At 45.6% G+C, this 20,701-nt stretch carries 20 protein-coding genes; 12 read left to right on the top strand and 8 right to left on the bottom strand.

What is annotated here, in order from left to right:
• Window positions 1-116: 116 nt before the first annotated feature.
• Window positions 117-809: a TetR family transcriptional regulator gene (locus FTU82_RS13260; RefSeq protein WP_180001048.1), complete on the bottom strand. Its 693-nt coding sequence runs from the start codon at window positions 807-809 to the stop codon at window positions 117-119.
• A 195-nt stretch (window positions 810-1,004) separates the two neighbouring features.
• On the opposite strand from FTU82_RS13260, the gene rph reads away from it, so the two are divergent.
• Together rph and FTU82_RS13250 are read left to right on the top strand one after the other, a co-directional pair.
• On the top strand, window positions 1,005-1,721 hold the full coding sequence (gene rph / locus FTU82_RS13255; protein WP_005173362.1) for a ribonuclease PH: 717 nt from the start codon (window positions 1,005-1,007) through the stop codon (window positions 1,719-1,721).
• Window positions 1,722-1,899: 178 nt separating this feature from the next.
• Complete coding sequence (locus FTU82_RS13250; RefSeq protein ID WP_074383821.1) at window positions 1,900-2,097, top strand: hypothetical protein; 198 nt, start codon at window positions 1,900-1,902, stop codon at window positions 2,095-2,097.
• Window positions 2,098-2,190: 93 nt separating this feature from the next.
• Here the strand turns inward: FTU82_RS13250 and nadC are convergent, their stop codons facing one another.
• Complete coding sequence (gene nadC, locus FTU82_RS13245) at window positions 2,191-3,042, bottom strand: carboxylating nicotinate-nucleotide diphosphorylase (RefSeq protein WP_180001046.1); 852 nt, start codon at window positions 3,040-3,042, stop codon at window positions 2,191-2,193.
• A 180-nt stretch (window positions 3,043-3,222) separates the two neighbouring features.
• On the opposite strand from nadC, the gene ampD reads away from it, so the two are divergent.
• Both ampD and murJ read left to right on the top strand, forming a co-directional pair.
• Entirely contained in the window at window positions 3,223-3,819 is a 597-nt protein-coding gene (gene ampD / locus FTU82_RS13240; RefSeq protein WP_005173355.1) for a 1,6-anhydro-N-acetylmuramyl-L-alanine amidase AmpD, read from the top strand.
• Between the two features lie 54 nt (window positions 3,820-3,873).
• Complete coding sequence (gene murJ, locus FTU82_RS13235) at window positions 3,874-5,424, top strand: murein biosynthesis integral membrane protein MurJ (protein WP_180001045.1); 1,551 nt, start codon at window positions 3,874-3,876, stop codon at window positions 5,422-5,424.
• 111 nt (window positions 5,425-5,535) lie between these two features.
• Here the strand turns inward: murJ and FTU82_RS13230 are convergent, their stop codons facing one another.
• The gene (locus FTU82_RS13230; RefSeq protein ID WP_004647174.1) at window positions 5,536-5,694 is read right to left on the bottom strand and encodes a DUF1328 domain-containing protein; all 159 of its coding nucleotides are present in this window, start codon (window positions 5,692-5,694) and stop codon (window positions 5,536-5,538) included.
• 188 nt (window positions 5,695-5,882) lie between these two features.
• On the opposite strand from FTU82_RS13230, the gene FTU82_RS13225 reads away from it, so the two are divergent.
• Window positions 5,883-6,338, top strand: coding sequence for a YcgN family cysteine cluster protein (locus FTU82_RS13225; RefSeq protein ID WP_171063370.1), 456 nt, complete (start codon window positions 5,883-5,885; stop codon window positions 6,336-6,338).
• Window positions 6,339-6,355: 17 nt separating this feature from the next.
• Here FTU82_RS13225 and FTU82_RS13220 read toward each other — a convergent pair whose 3' ends face one another.
• Window positions 6,356-8,494, bottom strand: coding sequence for a bifunctional diguanylate cyclase/phosphodiesterase (locus tag FTU82_RS13220; RefSeq protein WP_180001044.1), 2,139 nt, complete (start codon window positions 8,492-8,494; stop codon window positions 6,356-6,358).
• Window positions 8,495-8,759: 265 nt separating this feature from the next.
• Between FTU82_RS13220 and FTU82_RS13215 the strand changes: the two genes are divergently transcribed.
• Window positions 8,760-10,034 carry a replication-associated recombination protein A gene (locus tag FTU82_RS13215; protein WP_005173345.1) on the top strand — a complete coding sequence of 425 codons (1,275 nt, stop codon included), beginning with the start codon at window positions 8,760-8,762 and terminating at the stop codon, window positions 10,032-10,034.
• 335 nt (window positions 10,035-10,369) lie between these two features.
• On the opposite strand, the gene purC is transcribed toward FTU82_RS13215, so the two are convergent.
• The 3 genes from purC to dapA are packed head-to-tail and all read right to left on the bottom strand — an operon-like array spanning window position 10,370 to window position 12,646.
• Entirely contained in the window at window positions 10,370-11,089 is a 720-nt protein-coding gene (gene purC, locus FTU82_RS13210; protein ID WP_005173343.1) for a phosphoribosylaminoimidazolesuccinocarboxamide synthase, read from the bottom strand.
• 37 nt (window positions 11,090-11,126) lie between these two features.
• On the bottom strand, window positions 11,127-11,732 hold the full coding sequence (locus tag FTU82_RS13205; protein WP_100329542.1) for a lipoprotein-34 precursor (NlpB): 606 nt from the start codon (window positions 11,730-11,732) through the stop codon (window positions 11,127-11,129).
• A 14-nt stretch (window positions 11,733-11,746) separates the two neighbouring features.
• Entirely contained in the window at window positions 11,747-12,646 is a 900-nt protein-coding gene (gene dapA, locus FTU82_RS13200; RefSeq protein ID WP_180001043.1) for a 4-hydroxy-tetrahydrodipicolinate synthase, read from the bottom strand.
• Between the two features lie 724 nt (window positions 12,647-13,370).
• On the opposite strand from dapA, the gene mhpT reads away from it, so the two are divergent.
• From mhpT to FTU82_RS13185, 3 genes are all read left to right on the top strand, one after another.
• Window positions 13,371-14,576 carry a 3-(3-hydroxy-phenyl)propionate transporter MhpT gene (mhpT, locus tag FTU82_RS13195; protein ID WP_100329541.1) on the top strand — a complete coding sequence of 402 codons (1,206 nt, stop codon included), beginning with the start codon at window positions 13,371-13,373 and terminating at the stop codon, window positions 14,574-14,576.
• Window positions 14,577-14,771: 195 nt separating this feature from the next.
• Window positions 14,772-15,401, top strand: coding sequence for a bifunctional nicotinamidase/pyrazinamidase (gene pncA, locus FTU82_RS13190; protein ID WP_180101447.1), 630 nt, complete (start codon window positions 14,772-14,774; stop codon window positions 15,399-15,401).
• Window positions 15,402-15,529: 128 nt separating this feature from the next.
• Window positions 15,530-16,504, top strand: coding sequence for a bile acid:sodium symporter family protein (locus tag FTU82_RS13185; RefSeq protein WP_074383826.1), 975 nt, complete (start codon window positions 15,530-15,532; stop codon window positions 16,502-16,504).
• Window positions 16,505-16,632: 128 nt separating this feature from the next.
• Here the strand turns inward: FTU82_RS13185 and FTU82_RS13180 are convergent, their stop codons facing one another.
• Window positions 16,633-17,886 (bottom strand): hypothetical protein, encoded by a 1,254-nt coding sequence (locus FTU82_RS13180; RefSeq protein WP_180101445.1) that lies wholly within the window; start codon window positions 17,884-17,886, stop codon window positions 16,633-16,635.
• A 77-nt stretch (window positions 17,887-17,963) separates the two neighbouring features.
• Here FTU82_RS13180 and serB point away from each other — a divergent pair, with 77 nt between their 5' ends.
• From serB to FTU82_RS13165, 3 genes are all read left to right on the top strand, one after another.
• Window positions 17,964-19,184: a phosphoserine phosphatase SerB gene (serB, locus tag FTU82_RS13175; RefSeq protein WP_180101443.1), complete on the top strand. Its 1,221-nt coding sequence runs from the start codon at window positions 17,964-17,966 to the stop codon at window positions 19,182-19,184.
• Between the two features lie 415 nt (window positions 19,185-19,599).
• Entirely contained in the window at window positions 19,600-19,935 is a 336-nt protein-coding gene (aciT, locus tag FTU82_RS13170; RefSeq protein WP_074383829.1) for a ciprofloxacin tolerance protein AciT, read from the top strand.
• A 140-nt stretch (window positions 19,936-20,075) separates the two neighbouring features.
• Window positions 20,076-20,555: an SCP2 sterol-binding domain-containing protein gene (locus FTU82_RS13165; protein ID WP_005173328.1), complete on the top strand. Its 480-nt coding sequence runs from the start codon at window positions 20,076-20,078 to the stop codon at window positions 20,553-20,555.
• Window positions 20,556-20,701 lie beyond the last annotated feature (146 nt).

The following is a 20,701-nucleotide window of genomic DNA, read 5'->3' as shown; positions in this document are numbered from 1 at the left end:
GCAAGAACGGACTGATCGCTATAAGTCGGAACTGACCGACTCAGGCTCTAGTTACACGTTTGGCAACAAGACATTAACAGAGTGCGAATTAGTCCTTGACTATGTTTGACTACATTTTAAGGAACAGTACTTGTTTCTGTACTGATTGAGGGATCTGCTGTTTTTGTCGGAATTCGATGCCAGTGCAAAATCCCTCGCAATAAAAGCTGCATCTGTAGCACGCTTTGGGTTTTAAAGACATTGGATTGGGTGCGGCGTAGCTCTGGATCAGCCTGATGTTGCAGATGAATCCAGCCCATGGCCCAGTTCAGCGACAGATCAATCAGCATCTGTGCCAGTGCCTGCAAATCTTGCGAAGACTGGATATGTTGGGCGGCTTGCATTTTTTCCAGTTCATGCATGACATCTTCAGTCAAAAAACGAATTTCCCGTTCTATTCCTGCACGTAACATTGCCGAGCCCCCCCAGCGTTCTGCAACAAAAAAAATCCAGGGTTCAGGGTGATATTCGACTGCCTGAAAAAATAGCTCAATTCCGGTTTTAGTCCGGGTGTTGGGCTGATACAGATAGGCCTGTCCCAGTTGATTCAGCACTCCCTTGAGATGAATCGCGACCTGATCCAGCAGCTCTAGTCCCAACTGCTCCATATCCTGAAAATGCCGATAAAATGCCGTGGGCACCAGTCCAACGGCATGCGCGACTTCACGCAGACTGATGGTGCTAAAAGCGCGACCCTGACTGCTCAAGGCCAGTGTGGCATCCAGTAGCGCCTGATGGCTTTGCTGCTTGCGATCTTCACGTAAGGACATAAATGGGTTTCCTCAAGGGGAGATTTAGTCTAGCAAAAATTAAGGCAAATCGTAGCGCCACAGGTCGGCAGAATTTCGATATTTAACCGCACTCTGATGCATCGATTTTGTAAATCAATCATCCGGCTGACCAATCTTGGCAAAGGCTTCTGTTATACTGAGCCGCAATTATTTTTAGCCTATACAGGACTTATCATGCGTATCGACCAACGAGCATTAGATCAATTACGTGAAGTGAAAATTACCCGTAACTATACACGTTATGCGGAAGGCTCGGTATTGGTTGAGTTTGGTCATACCAAAGTACTGTGCACTGCCAGTGTAGAGAGTTCTGTTCCACGTTTCCTGAAAGGCCAGGGCCAGGGCTGGGTGACGGCTGAATATGGCATGTTGCCACGTTCAACCCATACCCGTAGCGACCGCGAAGCGGCACGTGGCAAACAGAGTGGCCGTACCCAGGAAATCCAGCGTCTGATCGGTCGTAGCTTGCGCTCAATGGTTGACCTGAAAAAGCTGGGTGAAAATACCATTACCATTGACTGTGATGTGATTCAGGCTGATGGCGGTACCCGTACTGCAGCGATTACCGGTGCTGCGGTGGCGCTGGTCGATGCCATGAATGTTTTGCTGGAAAGAAAGAAAATCAAACATGATCCATTAAAAGGTCTGGTAGCTGCGGTTTCTGTTGGTATTTTCAAAGATGAAGTATTACTGGATCTTTGCTATGAAGAAGATTCGAACTGTCAAACCGATTTGAACGTGGTGATGACACAGGCCGGTGAATTTATTGAAATTCAGGGCACTGCGGAAGACAAACCATTTACCCGTGCCCAATCGGATGCCATGCTGGAAATGGCCGAGAAAGGCATTCAGGAGCTGGTGAAAAAGCAGCAACAAGCTTTGGGCTGGTAATTCATTACTGCCAAATATAAAACGCATCTCCGGATGCGTTTTTTTATGCCGGAAATTTCAGAATATAGCCCATTGAAAATGCAGCACAAAACTTCCTGACAAAATTCCGACATGAATCGGCTAGATCCAGATCTATTTTGCCCCGATATTCAAACGATATCACAATGAGGAATGCGAGATGAAACAGTGGATTTGTGCAATGTCTTTGCTGGGCATGTTTGGACTAAGCGCCTGTGACTGGGGCAATCAGCGGAAGGATGACGAGCGTTCAGTGTTAAATCAGGATCGTGAGGAGGATAACGGAAGATATAACGACCGTGATGGTGACGATGATGACCGCGATCGTCGAGGTAATCGGGACGACGATGATGATTAAGGTCTAAAATAGAAAATTGAGCAAAATATATGCAAAAAAATTTCTAAAAATCAAAAAAGGGTGCTTCGCACCCTCAATGGTCATCTATCGAATTTAGGCTTCAGCATTAAATCGCATCGATAAATCCACAGCTTTGACATCTTTGGTCAAGACACCCATCGAAATATAATCGACACCGCTACTGGCAACTTCACGTAAATTTTCGATCGTGATATTGCCAGATGCTTCCAGTTTGCAGCGGCCGGCCACATGCTGTACTGCCTCAATCATTTGCTGCTGGCTGAAATTATCCAGCATCACGATATCCGCATTGGCCTCTAAGGCCTGATTCAGTTCATCCCAGGTTTCCACTTCTACTTCGACCGGTTTGCCCGGCGCAATCTGGTGTGCCTTGGCAATCGCCTGAACAATTCCGCCAGCGGCCATAATATGATTTTCTTTAATCAAAAAGGCATCGAATAAACCCAGACGATGATTCTGACCACCACCAATGGCAACGGCATATTTTTGTGCAATACGCAGGCCAGGAAGGGTTTTACGGGTATCCAGCAGCTTGGTATTTAAGCCATCCAATTGTTTGACATAATGCGCTGTTTTCGTCGCAACGGCAGACAGTGTCTGGACAAAATTCAGCGCAGGACGTTCCACAGTCAATAAACTGCGTGCAGAACCGGCCAGTTTCAGGAAAGTTTCATTGGCTTGAACCTGATCACCCTCATTTTTTAGCCAGATGACTTCAACACTTGGATCATAAGCCTGAATCAAGGCATTCACCCAAGGTTGCCCGGCCAGTACCATATCTTCACGGCTGATGATCGTGGCAGTGGCCTGTTCATCTTCAGGGGTCAGCAGGGCAGTAATATCACCGTCACCAATATCTTCTGAAAGTGCCTGTTGGATATTGATCTGAATCGACTGGTCTAGCAACGCTTGAGATATGCGCATGAGTATTTCCGTATCTTTTAAGCCGTGAAAATTGCGCATTATCTTAGCACTGTTACATAAAAAATGAGCGATTTTTCCTACAGTCTGCCGGGATGAATTGAGATTTGTGCCTGAAAGTTTTAGCATGAAGCCGGCTGCAACCCTGATCGTGCAGATTTTATTTTTGGAGAGAATGGTTTTATGCAACAGGCAGCCGAGTTTCAGGTTAAGAATGGACAACTGATGGGCGCACGTCACATTCCCTCTCCCAATTTTAACCAGCGTCCGGACAATACCGAGATTCAGCTCATTGTGGTGCATAACATCAGTCTGCCACCCTCACAGTTTGGCGGCGGTTATATTGAACAGTTTTTTCAAAATCAACTGGATTGGTCAGTCCATCCCTATTTTCAAAGCATTGAAGGGATGCAGGTTTCGACCCATCTGCTGATTTTGCGTTCTGGTGAGGTACTGCAATTCGTCAATTTTAATGACCGTGCCTGGCATGCCGGACGTTCGACCTATTTGGGTAAAAAAGAATGTAATGATTATTCGATTGGCATCGAGCTGGAAGGCAGTGACGACTTGCCTTTTGAACCGGTACAGTATGCAGCCTTGATCAAAGTCACTGCCTGTTTGCAAGATTATTATCCTAAAATTCAGCAGCATATTGCCGGACATTCGGATATTGCCCCGGGCCGTAAGACCGATCCGGGACCGTATTTTAACTGGGCTGATTTTCGTTGCCAGTTACAGCATTATAAAAATACCTCAACCTCGCTTGAGGGATGCAATTAAGCAATGAACTTCTGACAGAGGTTTCATTACAATAGCCACAAATTTATACATTAGGTGAATAGGATGGCGCTTTGGCGTTCGACCGTCATTGTCAGTGCGATGACCATGTTGTCACGTGTACTGGGATTGGTTCGAGATATTGTTTTACTGAATGTCTTTGGTGCGGGTAAGGACTTCGATACCTTCGTGGTCGCATTTCGTATTCCAAACTTTTTCAGGCGATTATTTGCCGAAGGGGCATTCTCACAGGCCTTTATTCCGGTTTTGACCGAATACAAAACCAGTCGTACCCATGCTGAAGTGCAGATTCTGATTAGCCGGGTCTTTGGCTGTCTGGCAACGGTAATGAGTCTGCTGACCATGTTCGCAGTGATTGCTGCACCGTTGATCATGTATATCTATGCGCCCGGTTTCCATAGCGATCCTGAGAAATTCGCCTTGGCGACTGACATGTTCCGCCTGACCATTCCTTATTTACTGTTCATGTCACTGACGGCTTTTGCCAGCAGTATTCTGAACAGTTATGGCTCTTTTAGTACACCGGCCTTTGCACCGGTCTTGCTCAATGTCGCCATGATTGCTGGTGCGCTCTGGCTGACTCCGCATATGGCCGAGCCGATTATGGCACTGGGCTGGGCAGTCATCATTGCCGGTATTTTACAGCTGGCGATTCAGATTCCTGAACTGTGGCGTAAAAACCTGCTGATCCCACCTAAAATTGACTTCAAGCATGAAGGCGTGGATCGCATCATGAAGTTGATGCTGCCGGCTTTATTTGGTGTATCCGTCACGCAAATTAACCTGCTGCTGAATACCATCTGGGCTTCATTTATGCAGGATGGTTCGGTGTCCTGGCTGTATAGTGCTGAGCGCATGACCGAGTTGCCGCTTGGCCTGATTGGTGTAGCGATTGGTACTGTCATTTTGCCATCTTTATCGGCACGACATACCGAGCAGAATCCGGAAAAATTCCGCGGCATGATGGACTGGGCCGCTAAAGTGATTGTAATGGCAGGTTTACCGGCCAGTATTGCCTTGTTTATGCTGTCGACCCCGATCATTCAGGCCCTGTTTGAACGTGGTCAGTTCAGCTTTGAAGATACCCAAATGACGGCTCTGGCGCTGCAATGTATGAGCGGTGGTGTGATTGCCTTTATGTTGATTAAAGTCTTTGCCCCGGGTTTCTATGCACAGCAGGATACCAAAACACCGGTGCGTGTCGGTCTGATGGCTGTGGCTGCCAATGCAATCCTGAACGTGATTTTTATCGGTATCTTCAAGTTGATTGACTGGGAAGCAGAACATATGGCACTGGCACTGGCATCGACCGGTTCAGCCATGGTGAATGCCGGCCTGCTTTATTACTATCTGCATAAGCGTCATATTTTCCGCTTTGGCCCGCACTGGAAAAAAATCTTCCTGCAATTCATGTTTGCCAATGTGGTGATGATCGCAGCTTTGGCTTATGCCTTAAGTTGGTATAATGCCGATGTGTCGCAATGGATGCGTGTCGCAGAAGTACTCATCTTGTGTGTCATTGGTGTGGTGGCCTATCTGGCGGCCTTGCTGGTGGCAGGTTTTAGACCGCATCATTTAAAACCTTAAGTGAATATTGAACTTGATATTCGCTTAATAAAGCCATAAAAAAAACAAGAGCCAGAAGGCTCTTGTTTTTTTCGAAGGATCATACTTGCTTCGACTCAATCTAAACTGAATCTAGACCTTACCGCGGGAAAGAAATCCAACGATCGCAAGAATCACCGCAATTACTAACAAGATAATTGCAAAATCCTTAGATAAGCCTGCTACTCCACCGAAACCAAGTAGACTCGCAATTAATGCAATAACAGCAAAAATAATAGCCCAGCGAAACATATATATTCTCCATGTGTTTTTATTTTCAAATTTAGTATAGAAATAAACGATTCCAGCGACTGTTAGTGTTTTGTTGACGAACTGTCTATGATTTAACAATAGTTTACGTGATGGTAATAAGAATTTGAGCGGTAGGTCTGCGCGGTTTGGGCTGCTATAATCAGCTGATTTTTGAGTGCGCCGACCTGATCATGACCGATACTTTACGTCCCGAATTTTGGAAAAACTATGGCCTTGCCGAACTCACGCAAGCCGAGTGGGAAGCCTTGTGTGATGGTTGCGGACTCTGTTGCCTGATTAAACTGGAAGATGAAGATACCCAGGAAGTCGCTTATACCAAAGTGGCCTGCAAACTGCTGGATTGTACGACTGCGCGTTGCTCCAATTATCCAGAGCGTTTGCACTATGTGCCAGACTGTATTCAGCTCACGCCAGAAAAATTGGAAACGATTCACTGGTTGCCTTCAAGCTGTGCTTATCGCCGGGTCGAGCAGGGCAAAAGCCTGCCATCCTGGCATTATCTGATCAGCGGTTCACGGGAAAGTGTGATTCAGGCACGCAAGTCGGCAGCAGGGCGCTGCCTGAGTGAAGCCGACATTCCTGAAGACGACATCGAAGACTATATCGTGCGTTGGGTGCGTTAATTTGCCGCGATAAGTAGCTATTGATTTGCCGGCTGCAGTAGGGCCTGAGCCGAAGCACCGGCCATCGGACGATAGAAATAAAAGCCTTGTCCAATCTGACAGTCACAATGGATCAGGGTATCGAGTTGTTCGGTATTTTCGATGCCTTCGACCAGAACATCCAAAGCAATACTGGAACCAATCTGGGTAATGGCTTTGACAATCGCCAAGGCGGACGGGTCACTGTTCATACGCTCGACGAAGTTGCGGTCAATTTTGATGCAATCCACCGGATAGTCTTGTAAACGGGTTAGTGAAGAATGCCCGGTGCCGAAATCATCCAGTGAGATCTGGATTCCGGCCTGTTTCAGCAGGTTCAGGGCCCGGATTACATAATTGGCACCATGCTCGGACAGACTCTGTTCGGTAATTTCCAGTTCCACCTTATTCACAGGAATATCAAAATTGGACAGGCGGGCCAACATTTTTTCAGCATAGTCATCGCGCAAAAATTCAACCGGTGCAGCATTGATTGAAATCGGCAACAGATCCAGTCCTTGGGCCTGCCAGCGACTCATATCGGCAAAGACTTTCAGCTGCATGGTTTCACTGATACGTGAGGCCAGCTCATAGTCCTGAAAGGCACCAAAAATCTCGGAAGGCAGTTGCACCTGCTGATCCTGATCTTGCCAGCGTAACAGCGCTTCAAAACCAATCACCACACCATCAGACAGACGAACTTTGGGTTGATAGTAGGGAATGATCTGATCGGCCAGAATAATCTTGCGGGCCAAAGTCAGCTGCTTGGTCATATTTTCCAGCGAACCACACATGTCCTGATTAAACATGCGGATGCCGCCACGACCACTATTTTTCAGATCATTTAAGGCAATGTCGGCACACTTCAACAGATTCGAGGTGTTCAGGGCATCACGTGGATAGATGGCACAGCCAATACTCATAGCACTGCTGATACTGTCGCCAATATAATTGATCGGTTGATCCAGCTGGCTATAGGCCAGTTGCGCCGTGGCCAGCAGCTGTTCTTCACTTTCCAGATTTTTCACCAGAACTGCAAATTCATCTCCACCCAAACGGGCCACAATGGTATTCGGGCCGAAACAGGCCTGGAAACGCTGACCCAGAACATGGAGTAGATGATCGCCAGCAATATGGCCCAAGGTGTCATTGATGTGCCGGAAATAATCCAGATCAATCAGCAGTAGACCCGCCTTGGTCTGCTGTTGTTGCGCTTTTAATAGCACCTGTTTAAAGGTTTTATAGAAGGTACTGCGATTATACAGACCAGTCAGTTCATCTCGTTTAATGGCTTCTTTTAAGCGGGTTTCTGCAATTTTTTGCTGACTGATATTGCGTGAGACACAGAGGATGCTTTGGGTAATATTGTGCTGATCCAGAATCGGGGTCAGCAGATGATCCCAATATTGGATTGGCTGGTCTTTGCTCTGAGTTTTGCTAGAAAAACGGCTATTTAAGCCTAGGACTGCCTGTTTCAGTGCACGTTGCGCAGATTTTCGGGCTTCAGGTGCTAAACGGTTCAGCCAGGACAAAGAACTGTCCTGATCTTGCGCTGTTGTTTCGCTTTCTGGTGTCAGACCGTCAGACTGGTTACTATGCCGAATCTGACCTTCAGGACTGATAATATGGATGCAGTCTGCGCTGGCATCCAGCATATTTTCCTGGGTTGAAACGATTTGAGATAGTTGTTGCTGGATTTCAAAATAATCATGCACATCCGTCAGTGAAACCGCCCACTGCAACACATCTTCCGGATCATGATGAAATTTTACCGCCAGCGTACACATACGATAATGGGTATCGCTGCGTTTAATCCGGCACTGGGTTTCAAAATTCTGATGCTGATCCAGTGCCGCATGCCACAGCTTCGAAAACAGCTGTAAGTCCTCGGTATGAATGAAACTCTGCCACGATATATTGCCCGGTTCATTCAGGTTCACACCAAGATAATCGGTCATGGCGGCGTTAAAATAGTGCAGATGTGTTTTGCTACTGACCCAGAGAGGTTGGGGTAAGGCATCAATCAGTTTTTGAAGCTGAATTAATTCAGACAGATGAACAGGGGTTGAACTCAGTGATGTTGCCAGCAGAGGTTGCGACTGGCTCACAGCTCCCTGTTCAAATTTATCATGCTTCATGCATTCACCAATACAACCCAAAAAATACCCAGGGGGGCGACATAAGTTTCTTTTAATTAGAATAAACAATATGAAAATTACACTGTAATTAATTCACAATTAATCATGTTCAAATTACTTGCTTTTATGAAGATTAATTCATTCAGAATTAAAAAAATAGAGGATTTCTACATAAATTAATTTTTTATGCTTTATGTTTGCAATCTTGGAATCAAAACTGCTGGTGTTAGAATGAGATCAGAATTTAGTTTGAGCCAATAATAACATGTCAGATAGTCATATCCCGCTTCCAGAACGCTTAAGACCACGTGACCTTGCAGAGATTATCGGGCAGGAACATTTGCTGGGGGAACAGGCGCCCTTACGCCAGATGATTGATCAGGGTCATCTACCGTCGATTATTTTCTGGGGACCACCCGGCGTTGGAAAAACCACCATTGCCTTACTGTTGGCACAAGCGGTAGATCGGCCTTTTATCAGTCTGTCTGCCCTGAATACCGGAGTGAAAGAGCTGCGTGAAGTGATTGCCGATGGTGGTGATCTGCTGACGCCAGTGGTGTTTATTGATGAAATTCACCGCTTTAATAAATCCCAGCAGGATGCACTGTTAAATGCGGTCGAAAAAGGGAAAATTACCTTAATTGGTGCCACTACCGAAAACCCGTCTTTTGAAGTGAATAGTGCCTTATTGTCACGTTGTCAGGTGTATAGCCTGAATGCGTTGAGTGCGGAATCGATTCAGACTCTGCTCACACAAGCCTTGCAAAATGACCGTTTTTTGCAGGAACGACATATCCTGATTGAAGAATTTGATGCCTTGGTGCAGTTCGCAGCAGGTGATGCCCGTAAAGCATTGAATTTACTTGATTTGATTGCCAGTACTTTTGAACCGGATATGGAAAATATCATCACCAATGCAGGGGTGGTGAAAGTGGCACAGCAAAATATTGCCCGTTATGACAAGTCCGGTGAACAGCATTATGATCTGGTCTCGGCTTTTATAAAATCAATTCGCGGCAGTGATCCCGATGCAGCGCTGTACTGGATGGCACGCATGCTCAAAGGCGGTGAAGATCCGGTATTTATTGCCCGCCGTATGCTGATTGCAGCTTCTGAAGATATCGGTAATTCCAATCCGAATGCCTTATTGCTGGCGGGTGAATGTTTCCGTTCGGTGCAGGCCGTCGGCATGCCGGAATGCCGGATTATTTTAGGACAATGTGCGGTGTATTTAGCCACCAGTGCCAAAAGTAACAGCACCTATCTGGCAATTAACAAGGCAATGGAGCTTGCAGATAAAACCTCGAATTTGCCGGTGCCTTTGCATTTGAGAAATGCACCGACCAAGCTGATGAAAGAACAGGGCTACGGGGTGGATTATCTGTATCCGCATCATTATCCTGAGCATTTTGTGCTGCAAGACTATATGCCGCCAGAACTGAAGGATACCAAACTGTATGAGTCGGCACGCAATAAACGTGAAGTTGAAGGAGAGCGCTTACAGCAACGCCGTTGGCAACAACAGCAACAGCAGCAATAATATCAGTACACAAATAGATTAAACTCAGGCAAAAAAAAGCCCAATTCAAGGCGAATTGGGCAGAAATTAGGATGTTTTTTAAGGGAGAGAACATCCTAGAGGGTAGCCGATCAATCTGGTCGGCAAACCTTGAGTTAAATCAATCAGCTCACTGATTTGCCTAGTATGTGATGATATTAGACCATAGATTTTCCAATGTAAAAGCGATCATTTTTATCTGTAATATTTGTTTTTTCGATTAAAGCTTAAAAGGTTAATCTGGCCCAGCCAAAAAAATCAGGGATAAAAAAACCGAGCTGTTGAGCTCGGTTTTTTTGAAGCAATGGACTACGCCATTAAATGTTGTCGAGGTTAATACCTAAACGGCCCGCAACTTCTTCATAGGCTTCAACCACACCGCCTAAACCTTGACGGAAACGGTCTTTGTCGAGTTTTTTCTTGGTGTCTTTGTCCCATAGACGGCAACCGTCTGGAGAGAATTCATCACCCAAAACGATACGGTCATGGAATACACCGAATTCAAGTTTGAAGTCGACCAGAATCATGTTGCCGGCATCAAACAATGCTTTTAGCACATCATTGACTTGATAAGTCAATTCTTTCATTTTTTCCAGTTGCTCAGCAGTCGCCCAACCTAAAGCAATCGCTTGCGATTCATTGACCATTGGATCGCCAAGCGCATCGTCTTTAAAGAACAATTCGAATGTAGATGGAGTCAGTTCTTTACCTTCTTCAACACCTAAACGGCGGCATAAAGAACCAGCTGCATAGTTACGAATCACACATTCAACCGGGATCATATCCAGTTTTTTCACCAGCACTTCATTTGGAGTCAGCAGTTTTTCAAAGTGAGTTTCAATACCCGCTTCTGCCAGCTTTTCCATGATGAAGGCGTTAAAACGGTTGTTCACCTTGCCTTTACGATCTAGTTGCTCGATTTTTTCGCCATTGAATGCAGAGGCATCATCTCGAAAGACTAAAATCAGATGGTCTGAACTGTCTGTGGTGTAGACAGATTTCGCTTTACCAGTATAGAGCAAGGTTTGTTTTAACATGAGGGAACCTTTTACAAAAAAAAATGCCTAGAAATGTCTAGGCTGGCCAATTTTGGTAAATCTGGTTGAGCAGTTCTGCGGCTTTTTCACGGTCGGCAAAACTGTTATCGGCATTGAACACAGCGAGGTTATTACTTGAACCGACAGAAGATAATCTTAATACATAGGTTTGCTGGTCGACCCGAATCGTGACTTCGTAACGGTTTTTATTCTGCGCAACGATGCTATGATTCAGGCTGCTGAGGGTGGCAAGCGTATATTGCCAAATTGTAGCAGAATTTCCGTCAATTTTAAGCAGCGGATTAAGATTTCCGTCTGTGACCAACTGTGGTTTACCAACAGCATTGCTTTCAGTCAGCTCAGCTTGAGCGGTGTTCTCAGTCTGGGCCTGAGGGCGTGGCAAGGCAAAACGGTTGCCACGCTGGTTTTCAAGCTTCGGTGCATTTTCAATTGCAAGCGGATCGACTGTTGGAGCAGGATACAATGGCGTTGCAGGACGTACCATGGCGCCTTCAGGATATTGTAAAGCGTCCAGAGTTGTAGTTTCTTTATAGTCTAAAGTGCCGTTATTAAAGGCCATTGAACTACAACCTGCCAAACTGAATACTGAAAGTGTAAGGCTAAGTCCTAAACGTAATTGCATAATCTTGTGCTCTTTTATTTAATAACGCCCGCTTCGACCAGTGCTTCATGAAGCGGAGCGCGATATTGTTCTGCAAGTGGTGTTAATGGAAGGCGAATGCCAGTACCAATTAAGCCCATGTCATGGAGTGCCCATTTCACAGGAATTGGGTTTGATTCGCAAAATAAAATATTGTGTAAATTTGCAACCTGAGCATTTAACTGTTCAGCGTCTGTAGCATTACCTGTAATGGCAGCGGCACACACTTCACTCATGGCTTTCGGAGCCACATTCGCTGTGACCGAGATATTGCCTTTGGCGCCATGACCCATCAGCTGATATGCCGTTGCATCATCACCTGAGTAGACCACCATGTCTTTGTCTTTCAGACCTTGCAAGAGTTCAGCACCACGCGGTACATCACCCGTCGCATCTTTAATCCCGACGATTTGTGGAATATCGGCCAGACGAATCACGGTTTCATTCAGCATGTCGACACCGGTACGGCCAGGGACATTATACAGAATCTGCGGAAGATCGACCGCTTCAGCCACAGCTTTATAATGCTGGTACAAGCCTTCCTGGGTCGGTTTGTTATAATAAGGCGTCACCAGAAGAGCAGCATCGGCGCCGAGTTCTTTGGCTTCACGGGTAAGTTGGATGGCTTCACGGGTCGAGTTTGCGCCTGTGCCGGCAATAATAGGAATACGTTTGTTGGCCACACGAATGATTTCTTTGATCACCTGGGTGTGTTCACTCATGCTCAGGGTCGAGGCTTCGCCTGTCGTTCCAACGGCAACAATACTGTTGGTGCCCTCTGCAATATGCCATTCAACCAGCTTCTCGAGACCCTTCCAATCTACGTTGCCATCTTCAAACATAGGGGTGACGATTGCGACTATGGAACCTTGAATGGTCTGTGCTTGCTGAGTCATTTTAAAAAACTATCCTATTTGTCCATCCGAAAGGAATGAGAAAACATAAATTGGGATGGATTTGTATTTTGATTTATAGCAAATTCAATGGACTTGCGCTGAATTGAAGATTGCTTATGCAAATTATGACTGATCAAACGCATAAGAACAATATGCTTTAGTCAAAGCCACTCAATTCTTTATACAAAGCCTTTTGAAAACAATCAAGTAATAAATTAGATGATTTATCCGGCGAAATACCGCGGTCAAACTGCGACTTAAGTCCCGGCTCAGCGAGATATTGTTGAATTTTGTCTGCAAAATTAGCTCGATTTGAGTAAAAATCTCGGCCAAGTCATGAATTTCGTTGTTTTTAGCTGCTGAATTAATATTTTTATTGGATGAATCTATATGTAAAACATCTTTGTCTGGAGGCTAAGCTGATGTAAACAGGTTGAAAAATTGAATCTATTAATCTTTTTTTAATATCAATGAATTGCATAATATTTTTCTAATCGGTTGGTTTTTTAACTTGATGTATAAGTCTTAAAGCATAAATTGTGAATTTTAAAACTTTTTGATTAATTGCTTTTGCGACTTTATCTCAAGGTCTATTGCATGGAGCTGCTTCAGCTGCTGTGGGGATATCCAAGTAAAACGTTCAACTTATTGATAGTTATTTCTGCGCTCAGGCTCATAGATGATGGTCTTTCTTTTGTAACGCTGATTGAACAAGGATAATCCAATGGAAAAATCAGACAATAAGCATGCTATCGTCACGGTCGCCATCTGTTTTCTGATAGCGGTGATTGAAGGCTTGGATATTCAGGCTGCTGGTATTGCTGCAGCCGGTGTGCGTGAACACTTCGGTCTCGATAGTTCCCAGTTGGGTGTGTTTTTTAGTGCAGGGATTCTGGGTTTATTACCCGGTGCACTGATCGGCGGTCGATTTGCAGACCGTATCGGCCGTAAGAAAGTGTTGATCTGGTCGACAGCAACATTTGCCATATTCACTTTATGTACAGTTTGGGTCAATAGCTTTAACAGTCTGCTGGCAGTACGTTTTCTGGCCGGAGCAGGTCTGGGCGGTGCGATGCCGATTCTCATCACACTCGCTTCTGAAGCGGTATCGCCGCAAAATCGTGGTCGTGCAGTCGGCTTGATGTATTGCGGTATGCCTGTGGGTGCTGCGATTTTATCTTTAATTGCTGCGACTGAATTTGGTGCCAACTGGAAAAATGTTTTCTATCTGGGCGGCTTGTTACCGATTTTTGCAATTCCATTGATGATGCTATTTTTGCCTGAATCGAAGGAATACCTGAAAACACAGAACAAAACTGCAGCAGAACTTGCCGTTGCACCACAAGGTTCATTTAAGGACCTGTTTAATTCGGACAACCTGTTACGTACCATGTGCATCTGGATCAGCTACTTCTTCACGCTGATGGTGGTTTACATCATGCTGAGCTGGTTACCCTCATTGTTTATGGAACTTGGCTTTACCCGTAAGGACGGTTCAACCGCACAGTTCTACTTCATGGTTACGGCGACGATTGGTACAATTATCCTGGGTATGCTGACCGATCGCTGGAAAAAAGCGTATGTGATCCTGTTGATGTACGGCGGTATTCTTGCAGGTCTATTGGCACTAAATGGTGCAAGCTCACTGAACCAGATGTATATGGCAGCAGCATTGGCAGGTGCCTTCGTAATTGGCTGTCAGGGTGTACTTTATGCCTTTGGTAGTATCGTGTATCCAACAGAAGTGCGCGGTACCGGTGTCGGTGTTGCTTCTGCAGTCGGTCGTATTGGTGCCATGCTAGGCCCAGTCATCGCAGGTCAGCTCCTGGTGGCAGGTTTTGGTGCCGCAGGGGTAATTACAGCCGCAATCCCATGTATCATCATTTCTGCACTGTGTATGCTATTCCTGGTGAACCGTACCAAAGTGTAATAGGCCAAGATTTGAAAAAGCCTGCTTTTGCAGGCTTTTTTGTGTTTAAAATTCAAGGAATCAGATCCGCAGTGCGGTTAAAAACAGGCAGAATCAGAATATGCAGTCACAGGGTTTTTAGCAGCCGCTCTAAAAATCCGATAACAATTTGCGCTATGCTTGGACATAAATCGAGATTTCAATGGATGAAAATACATGCAAAATTATATCGCATTGCTGGTCGTAGATGTACAAAGAGGATTTACCCCAGGGGGTAATCTGGCAGTGGCCAATGCTGACCAGATTATCCCCAATATCAATTTATTGGGGCAGTATTTTCAAAATATTATCCTGACGCAGGACTGGCATCCAGAAAACCATATTTCTTTTGCAGACAATCACCCCGCTAAAGCGGCTTATGACAGCATTCAGCTGGATTATGGCACTCAGGTTTTATGGCCAAAGCATTGTGTGCAGGGGACAGTAGATGCCGAGTTGCATCCGGATTTAAATTTACCGCAAGCGCAACTGATTATCCGCAAGGGTTTTGATTCCCGGATTGACAGTTATTCCGCCTTTATGGAAGCAGATCAGAAAACCACAACCGGTTTGGCCGGCTATCTGCGTGAACGTGGTATTGATACGGTATTTGTGGTTGGGATTGCTACCGATTTCTGTGTGGCTTGGACCGCCATCGATGCCTGCAAACTGGGCTTTAAGACCTATGTCATTGCCGATGCCAGCAAGGGCATTGATCTGAATGGTTCCTTGCAACATGCCTGGCAAGATATGCTGGCGCATGGGGTAAAACGCATCTATACCAAAGATATCGTTCAGCCGGTTTAAAATTTTATCATGATGCGCTTCGGATATTTATTTGATCTTCGGCGCATTTAAATCTTCAGATTTCTGGTATTGAGAGATGCCTGTTTTATCTTGTTATTATTCTCCCTTTGTACCCCTGGATGAACCCCATGTCAGCCTTGCTCCAGTTTAGCCAATTTGTCCAAAAAACCTTTGCTTTATGGGTGCTGCTGTTTTCCGGCATTGCCTTAATGCTGCCCGAGGGCTTTGTCTGGTTACGCGCTTATATTCCATGGATGCTGGGCATCATCATGTTTGGTATGGGCATGACCATGACCGTAGGCGATTTTAAAAGTGTGCTACAAAGTCCGAAAGCTGTCGGGATTGGGGTCGTGGCCCAGTTTGTAGTGATGCCGGGTCTGGCTTTTCTCTTGTGTCAATTGTTCCAGTTGCCGCCGGAAATTGCGATCGGGGTGATACTGGTCGGTTGCTGTCCGGGTGGTACTGCCTCCAATGTCATTACCTATATGGCCAAAGGCAATACTGCTCTGTCTGTGGCCTGTACTTCCGTCTCAACCTTATTGGCTCCGATTCTGACCCCTGCGATTTTTTATCTCTTGGCCAGCCAATGGATCGAGATCAATGCCTTATCCATGCTGGTGTCGATTCTACAAGTGGTGCTATTTCCAATTCTTCTGGGCTTGATTGTACGGAGTCTGCTCAAGCAAAAAGTAAATGCCTATATTCAGGTGATGCCGCTGATTTCTGTGATTGCCATTGTCGCGATTGTGGCAGCGATTATTGCCGGCAGCAAAGCTCAGATTTTGCAATCCGGACTACTGATCTTGGGGATTGTGGCCTTGCATAATGGTCTCGGTTATTTGCTGGGTTATTGGGCCAGTCGTATCTTTAAGCTGGCGGAAATAGACTGTCGTGCGGTATCGATTGAGGTGGGAATGCAGAATTCAGGTCTGGGTGTGGCTTTGGCTGCGACCCATTTTGCAGCTTCTCCACTTACGGCTTTGCCCAGTGCGATCTTTAGCTTGTGGCACAATATTTCAGGGCCAGCTCTGGCCACCTATTGGGCAGCCAAAAGCAGGGTAACGACATTAGAGCCAAAGCAAAATCTGGATACAGACAGCTAGAATTTTAAAATGCGGCAGTGATTTTAATTGCTGCAAGGCGCTGAATAATAGAACTTGACGAGTAACAGCTTAAAAATTCTGCGCACAAAAAAGCCCGATTTAAAATCGGGCTTTGTACTGTACAACCTTTATGAGGCTTTGGACTGTTTGGATTTTAAAATCTCGGTTCTAAAAGTCTGTGCCAGTTCAGCCGTTTCTGCATCCATGCCATTCACTACAAAGGCATGACGGGTCAGGACATTGGTTGGATTCGGCATACTGACCAGCTGGAAATGTTCGCTCACATCTTTTAGCAAGCTATTCGGGACATGTAAGGCACTTTCTTTTGCGACCAGGTGCTGGCTAAGACGCTCAGAGGCCTGCACCGAGCTGAGCTGCATCTCCTCGACTTTAGACGCAATTGCACTACGGGTTTGCAGTACAAAACGTTTTTCTTCACGATAGCGTTTATACAGTACTTCCGAGAGTAACTGGAATACCGCACTGATCATGGTCAGGCAGGCCAAGGCATTTGGCTTGTCTGCCGCAATGTTGATAGTGGCACCTTTTTCATCAAATTTATGCACAGTACTAATATCACTGCCATTCAGTTTGTAGCGCTGCACACAGAGTTCAGTGGCTTTATTCAGGAAAATCTGACACAGGTTGAAATAAGGCACCGATACGGTTTTATTCACGCTATCGAGTAACTGTTTTGGGTCATAGAACTGGATATTCAAGCTCAGGCTATCGCTTTCCAGTACAGCTGGCTTATGTTCTTTTTCTTTGGCTTTATTTTTTACTGCCTGCTGGGCTTGGGCAATGGCCAGCGCAGCATTGTGCTTTTCCTGTTCCAGAGCTTGGGTCAGGGTCTGAATCTCGAATTTTAAACGGGATTCATTGTTAATGCGTGCCAGATATTCGGTTCGGCTAGGACGCGCGATCGCGCGGTATGCCACCCAAATCAAAGCATGAATAATGAAAGAGAACAGAATCGCCAGCCATTGCGTCCGCAGAATTTCACCCATACTTGGCTCAATCAGGGTGATTTCAATCAGACCAACTTTTTTCTCGTTTTGCAGTGCATCACGGACAAAAACTTCACCATCGCGAGTTTTGGTCAGTCCGCCGGTTGCTAAAACCTGACCTTTCGCATCCAGAATTCGAATCGAAGCCACACTCGGGTTGGTCGCATAACGATTTGCCAGCAAAGCCAGAGAAACACGATTGGCCGGTTCCAGCTCGGACAGGCTGTCTGTCACCAGTTGACTGGTGATCAGCTGCCCCTGACTGGTGCGGTTTTCATTCAGTTGGTGAGTGGTTGCCAATACCAGTAAAAAGGTATGCAGAGCAAAACTTACAATCAATAGGCTAGCAAATAGCCCTTGTCTAGGCGCATTCAACGTAAACTTCCAAGGCAATTCTGTTCAATTTCGATTATGATTCTAACAATAGTTGTAGCTCAGACCCGAGTCAATTCATGCGAGAAATCATTCTTATATCATTCTTAGGACCTGACCAGCCTAATCAATTTACACGATTAATGCAGGTTTTGTCCGCCCATTCCCTACAGATTTTAGATGTGGGGCAAGCGGTTATTCATAATCAGTTAACCTTAGGTATTGTTGTAGCATCTGATGACCAGACGGCGACAGCATTAGCCATGAAGGAAATCCTGATTCTAGCACATGATATCGGGTTAACTGTGCGCTTTAAACCGATCTCTGCGACTGAATATGATCAGTGGGTCAAAGAGGGTGGGCGTACACGTTATATCGTAACGGCATTGGCCCCTGAATTAAATGCCTCCCATCTGCAAGCCGTGACCCATATTGTTTCCAGTCAGGGCTTCAATATTGAAACCGTGACCCGTCTGTCTGGCCGTCCGGCCCTGGATGGCAGCAGTACCGGTCCGAAACGTGCCTGTATCGAATTTGGTTTAAAAGGACAAATGCTGGATGCCGCAGCCATGCGTGCTGCCTGTTTGCGTTTGTCCAGTGAACTGAATGTCGATGTTGCGGTTCAGGAAGACAATGCCTATCGCCGTAACCGCCGTCTGGTCTGCTTTGATATGGACTCGACCCTGATCGAACAGGAAGTGATTGATGAACTGGCGATTGAAGCAGGGGTCGGTGCGCAGGTTGCTGAAATCACCGAACGCGCCATGCAGGGTGAACTTGATTTTCAGGCCAGTTTCCGTGCCCGTGTGGCTTTATTGAAAGGCATGGATGCATCGGTACTGCCGAAAATTGCCGAGCGCCTGACCATTACCGAGGGTGCTGAACGCCTGATTTCAACTTTGAAAGCATTGGGTTACCGTACTGCAATTCTGTCGGGTGGTTTTCAGTACTTTGCCGAATATTTGCAAGGCAAACTGGATATTGATGAAGTGCATGCCAATGCGCTTGATGTTCAGGATGGTGTAGTCACGGGTGAAGTCAAAGGTCATATTGTCGATGGCGCGCGTAAAGCTTTATTGCTTGGCGAAATTGCCAAAGAGATGGGAATTTCCCTGGAACAGACCATTGCAGTCGGTGATGGTGCCAATGACTTGCCAATGTTATCGATTGCAGGACTCGGTGTGGCTTTCCGTGCCAAGCCACTGGTGCGTCAAAATGCCACGCAGGCGATTTCCAGTGTCGGTCTGGATGGGGTGCTGTATCTGCTCGGGGTACACGATAAAGACCTGAATCAGGCATAAACACTATTTTTGATAGAATAAACGCGACCTCAGGGTCGCGTTTTTTGATTGCCTTTGTACTAAGGTGACCAAGCCAGCAGAGAAGATTGACTATAAAAACATCGATCATCTTAAACGGAAAAATAATTTTTTCAGTCAATAACAGCCCTGATAATTTTGTAATGACACGCCAACATTGACACAGTCATTGATCCACAAAAATGCCAAAAGCAAAAAATGTAATGACAATATAATATCGCGACAAAGTATGTCGTGAGACCAGATCACAGGACTTTTTTTATGCAAAAAACTCAGCATAATGCAGGCATAGAGATACAAATCAACAGATTCCATTTTATTGATTGAACGAAATTCAATAGATAGAACCGTTGCAATATCAAACAGGCAAACTATCTATTTGGATGGAGGGGTTTATATGGTAACAGCGAATTTAGCAACGATCGTGGGCTTCAGTTTAGTCGCTGCAGCTGTAGTTGCTGTGTTCTTCTCGCCTTATCGTCGCTGGTTGAGTTTTATGGCAGCCGGGATGTTGGTCTGGGGCTTGATTGAGATGATTCGTGTAGGCACACAAGCCTGGTTTGATCTGCCAATGACCTATAGTTATCTGAGTGCATTGACAGCAGTCATGATGGTGGTCACTTTCTTATTATTGCGTGAAGACCGTCGTGCAGAGCGTGCCTTGGCAAAACGCCGTTGTATCGAACATACGCCAGTCTATGAAGATGACCAGCAGCAGCTTTCGAGCCGTTAAGTCTACAAATCGCAAAGAAAAAATGCACCCACGGGTGCATTTTTTAGCTTAGAAATATGATACAAACTGCTTAATCAACCTAGCCAAGAATTATGCTAGGATATTTGTCAATTTTCGTACAATTAGAATAGGCATCCTCCATGAAACTGTCGTCCATTCCTGTGTTAAAACTTCCTCTTATTGATATGAGTACCGATCCACTGGACTTGTTGGTCGCGGGTCTGGCTTTACGTATGAAGCAATTGGCACGTACCAGCCCAAAATTTATTGAACTGGTACATGAGCGTCAATTCCGGATCCAGATTGGCACAGATGAAGGTATGGCACGTCAAATTATTGTCAATAATGGCCAGATTGAGACGGTTTCAGGTGATGCAGAGAAAGCAGATTTTGTATTGCAGTTTGCTGATAGTGAACAGGGTGTAAAGACCTTGGTCAAAGGTGACCCGACAGCATTCATGACCGGTATGCAAAGTGGCACCATCAAAATGGAAGGTGACTTTGGCCTGCTGGTCTGGTTTAACCAGGTGGCGAAGATGATTCCACCCAAATTGCCCAAACCGGTCAAAGAAAAAATTAAATTTGCCCGGGCGTTTATTAAAGAAAAAACGGGTAAATAAAACTCTGCTCCTGACTTCCTCTGTTCCTTAAAATGTAGTCAAACATAGTCAAGGACTAATTCGCACTCTGTTAATGTCTTGTTGCCAAACGTGTAACTAGAGCCTGAGTCGGTCAGTTCCGACTTATAGCGATCAGTCCGTTCTTG

Origin of the sequence: Acinetobacter sp. YH12151 (assembly GCF_013418355.1) — a bacterium.
GTDB lineage: Bacteria > Pseudomonadota > Gammaproteobacteria > Pseudomonadales > Moraxellaceae > Acinetobacter > Acinetobacter pseudolwoffii.
The sequence above is the reverse complement of the archived record's forward strand: the minus strand, read 5'-3'. Positions and strand labels throughout refer to the sequence as shown.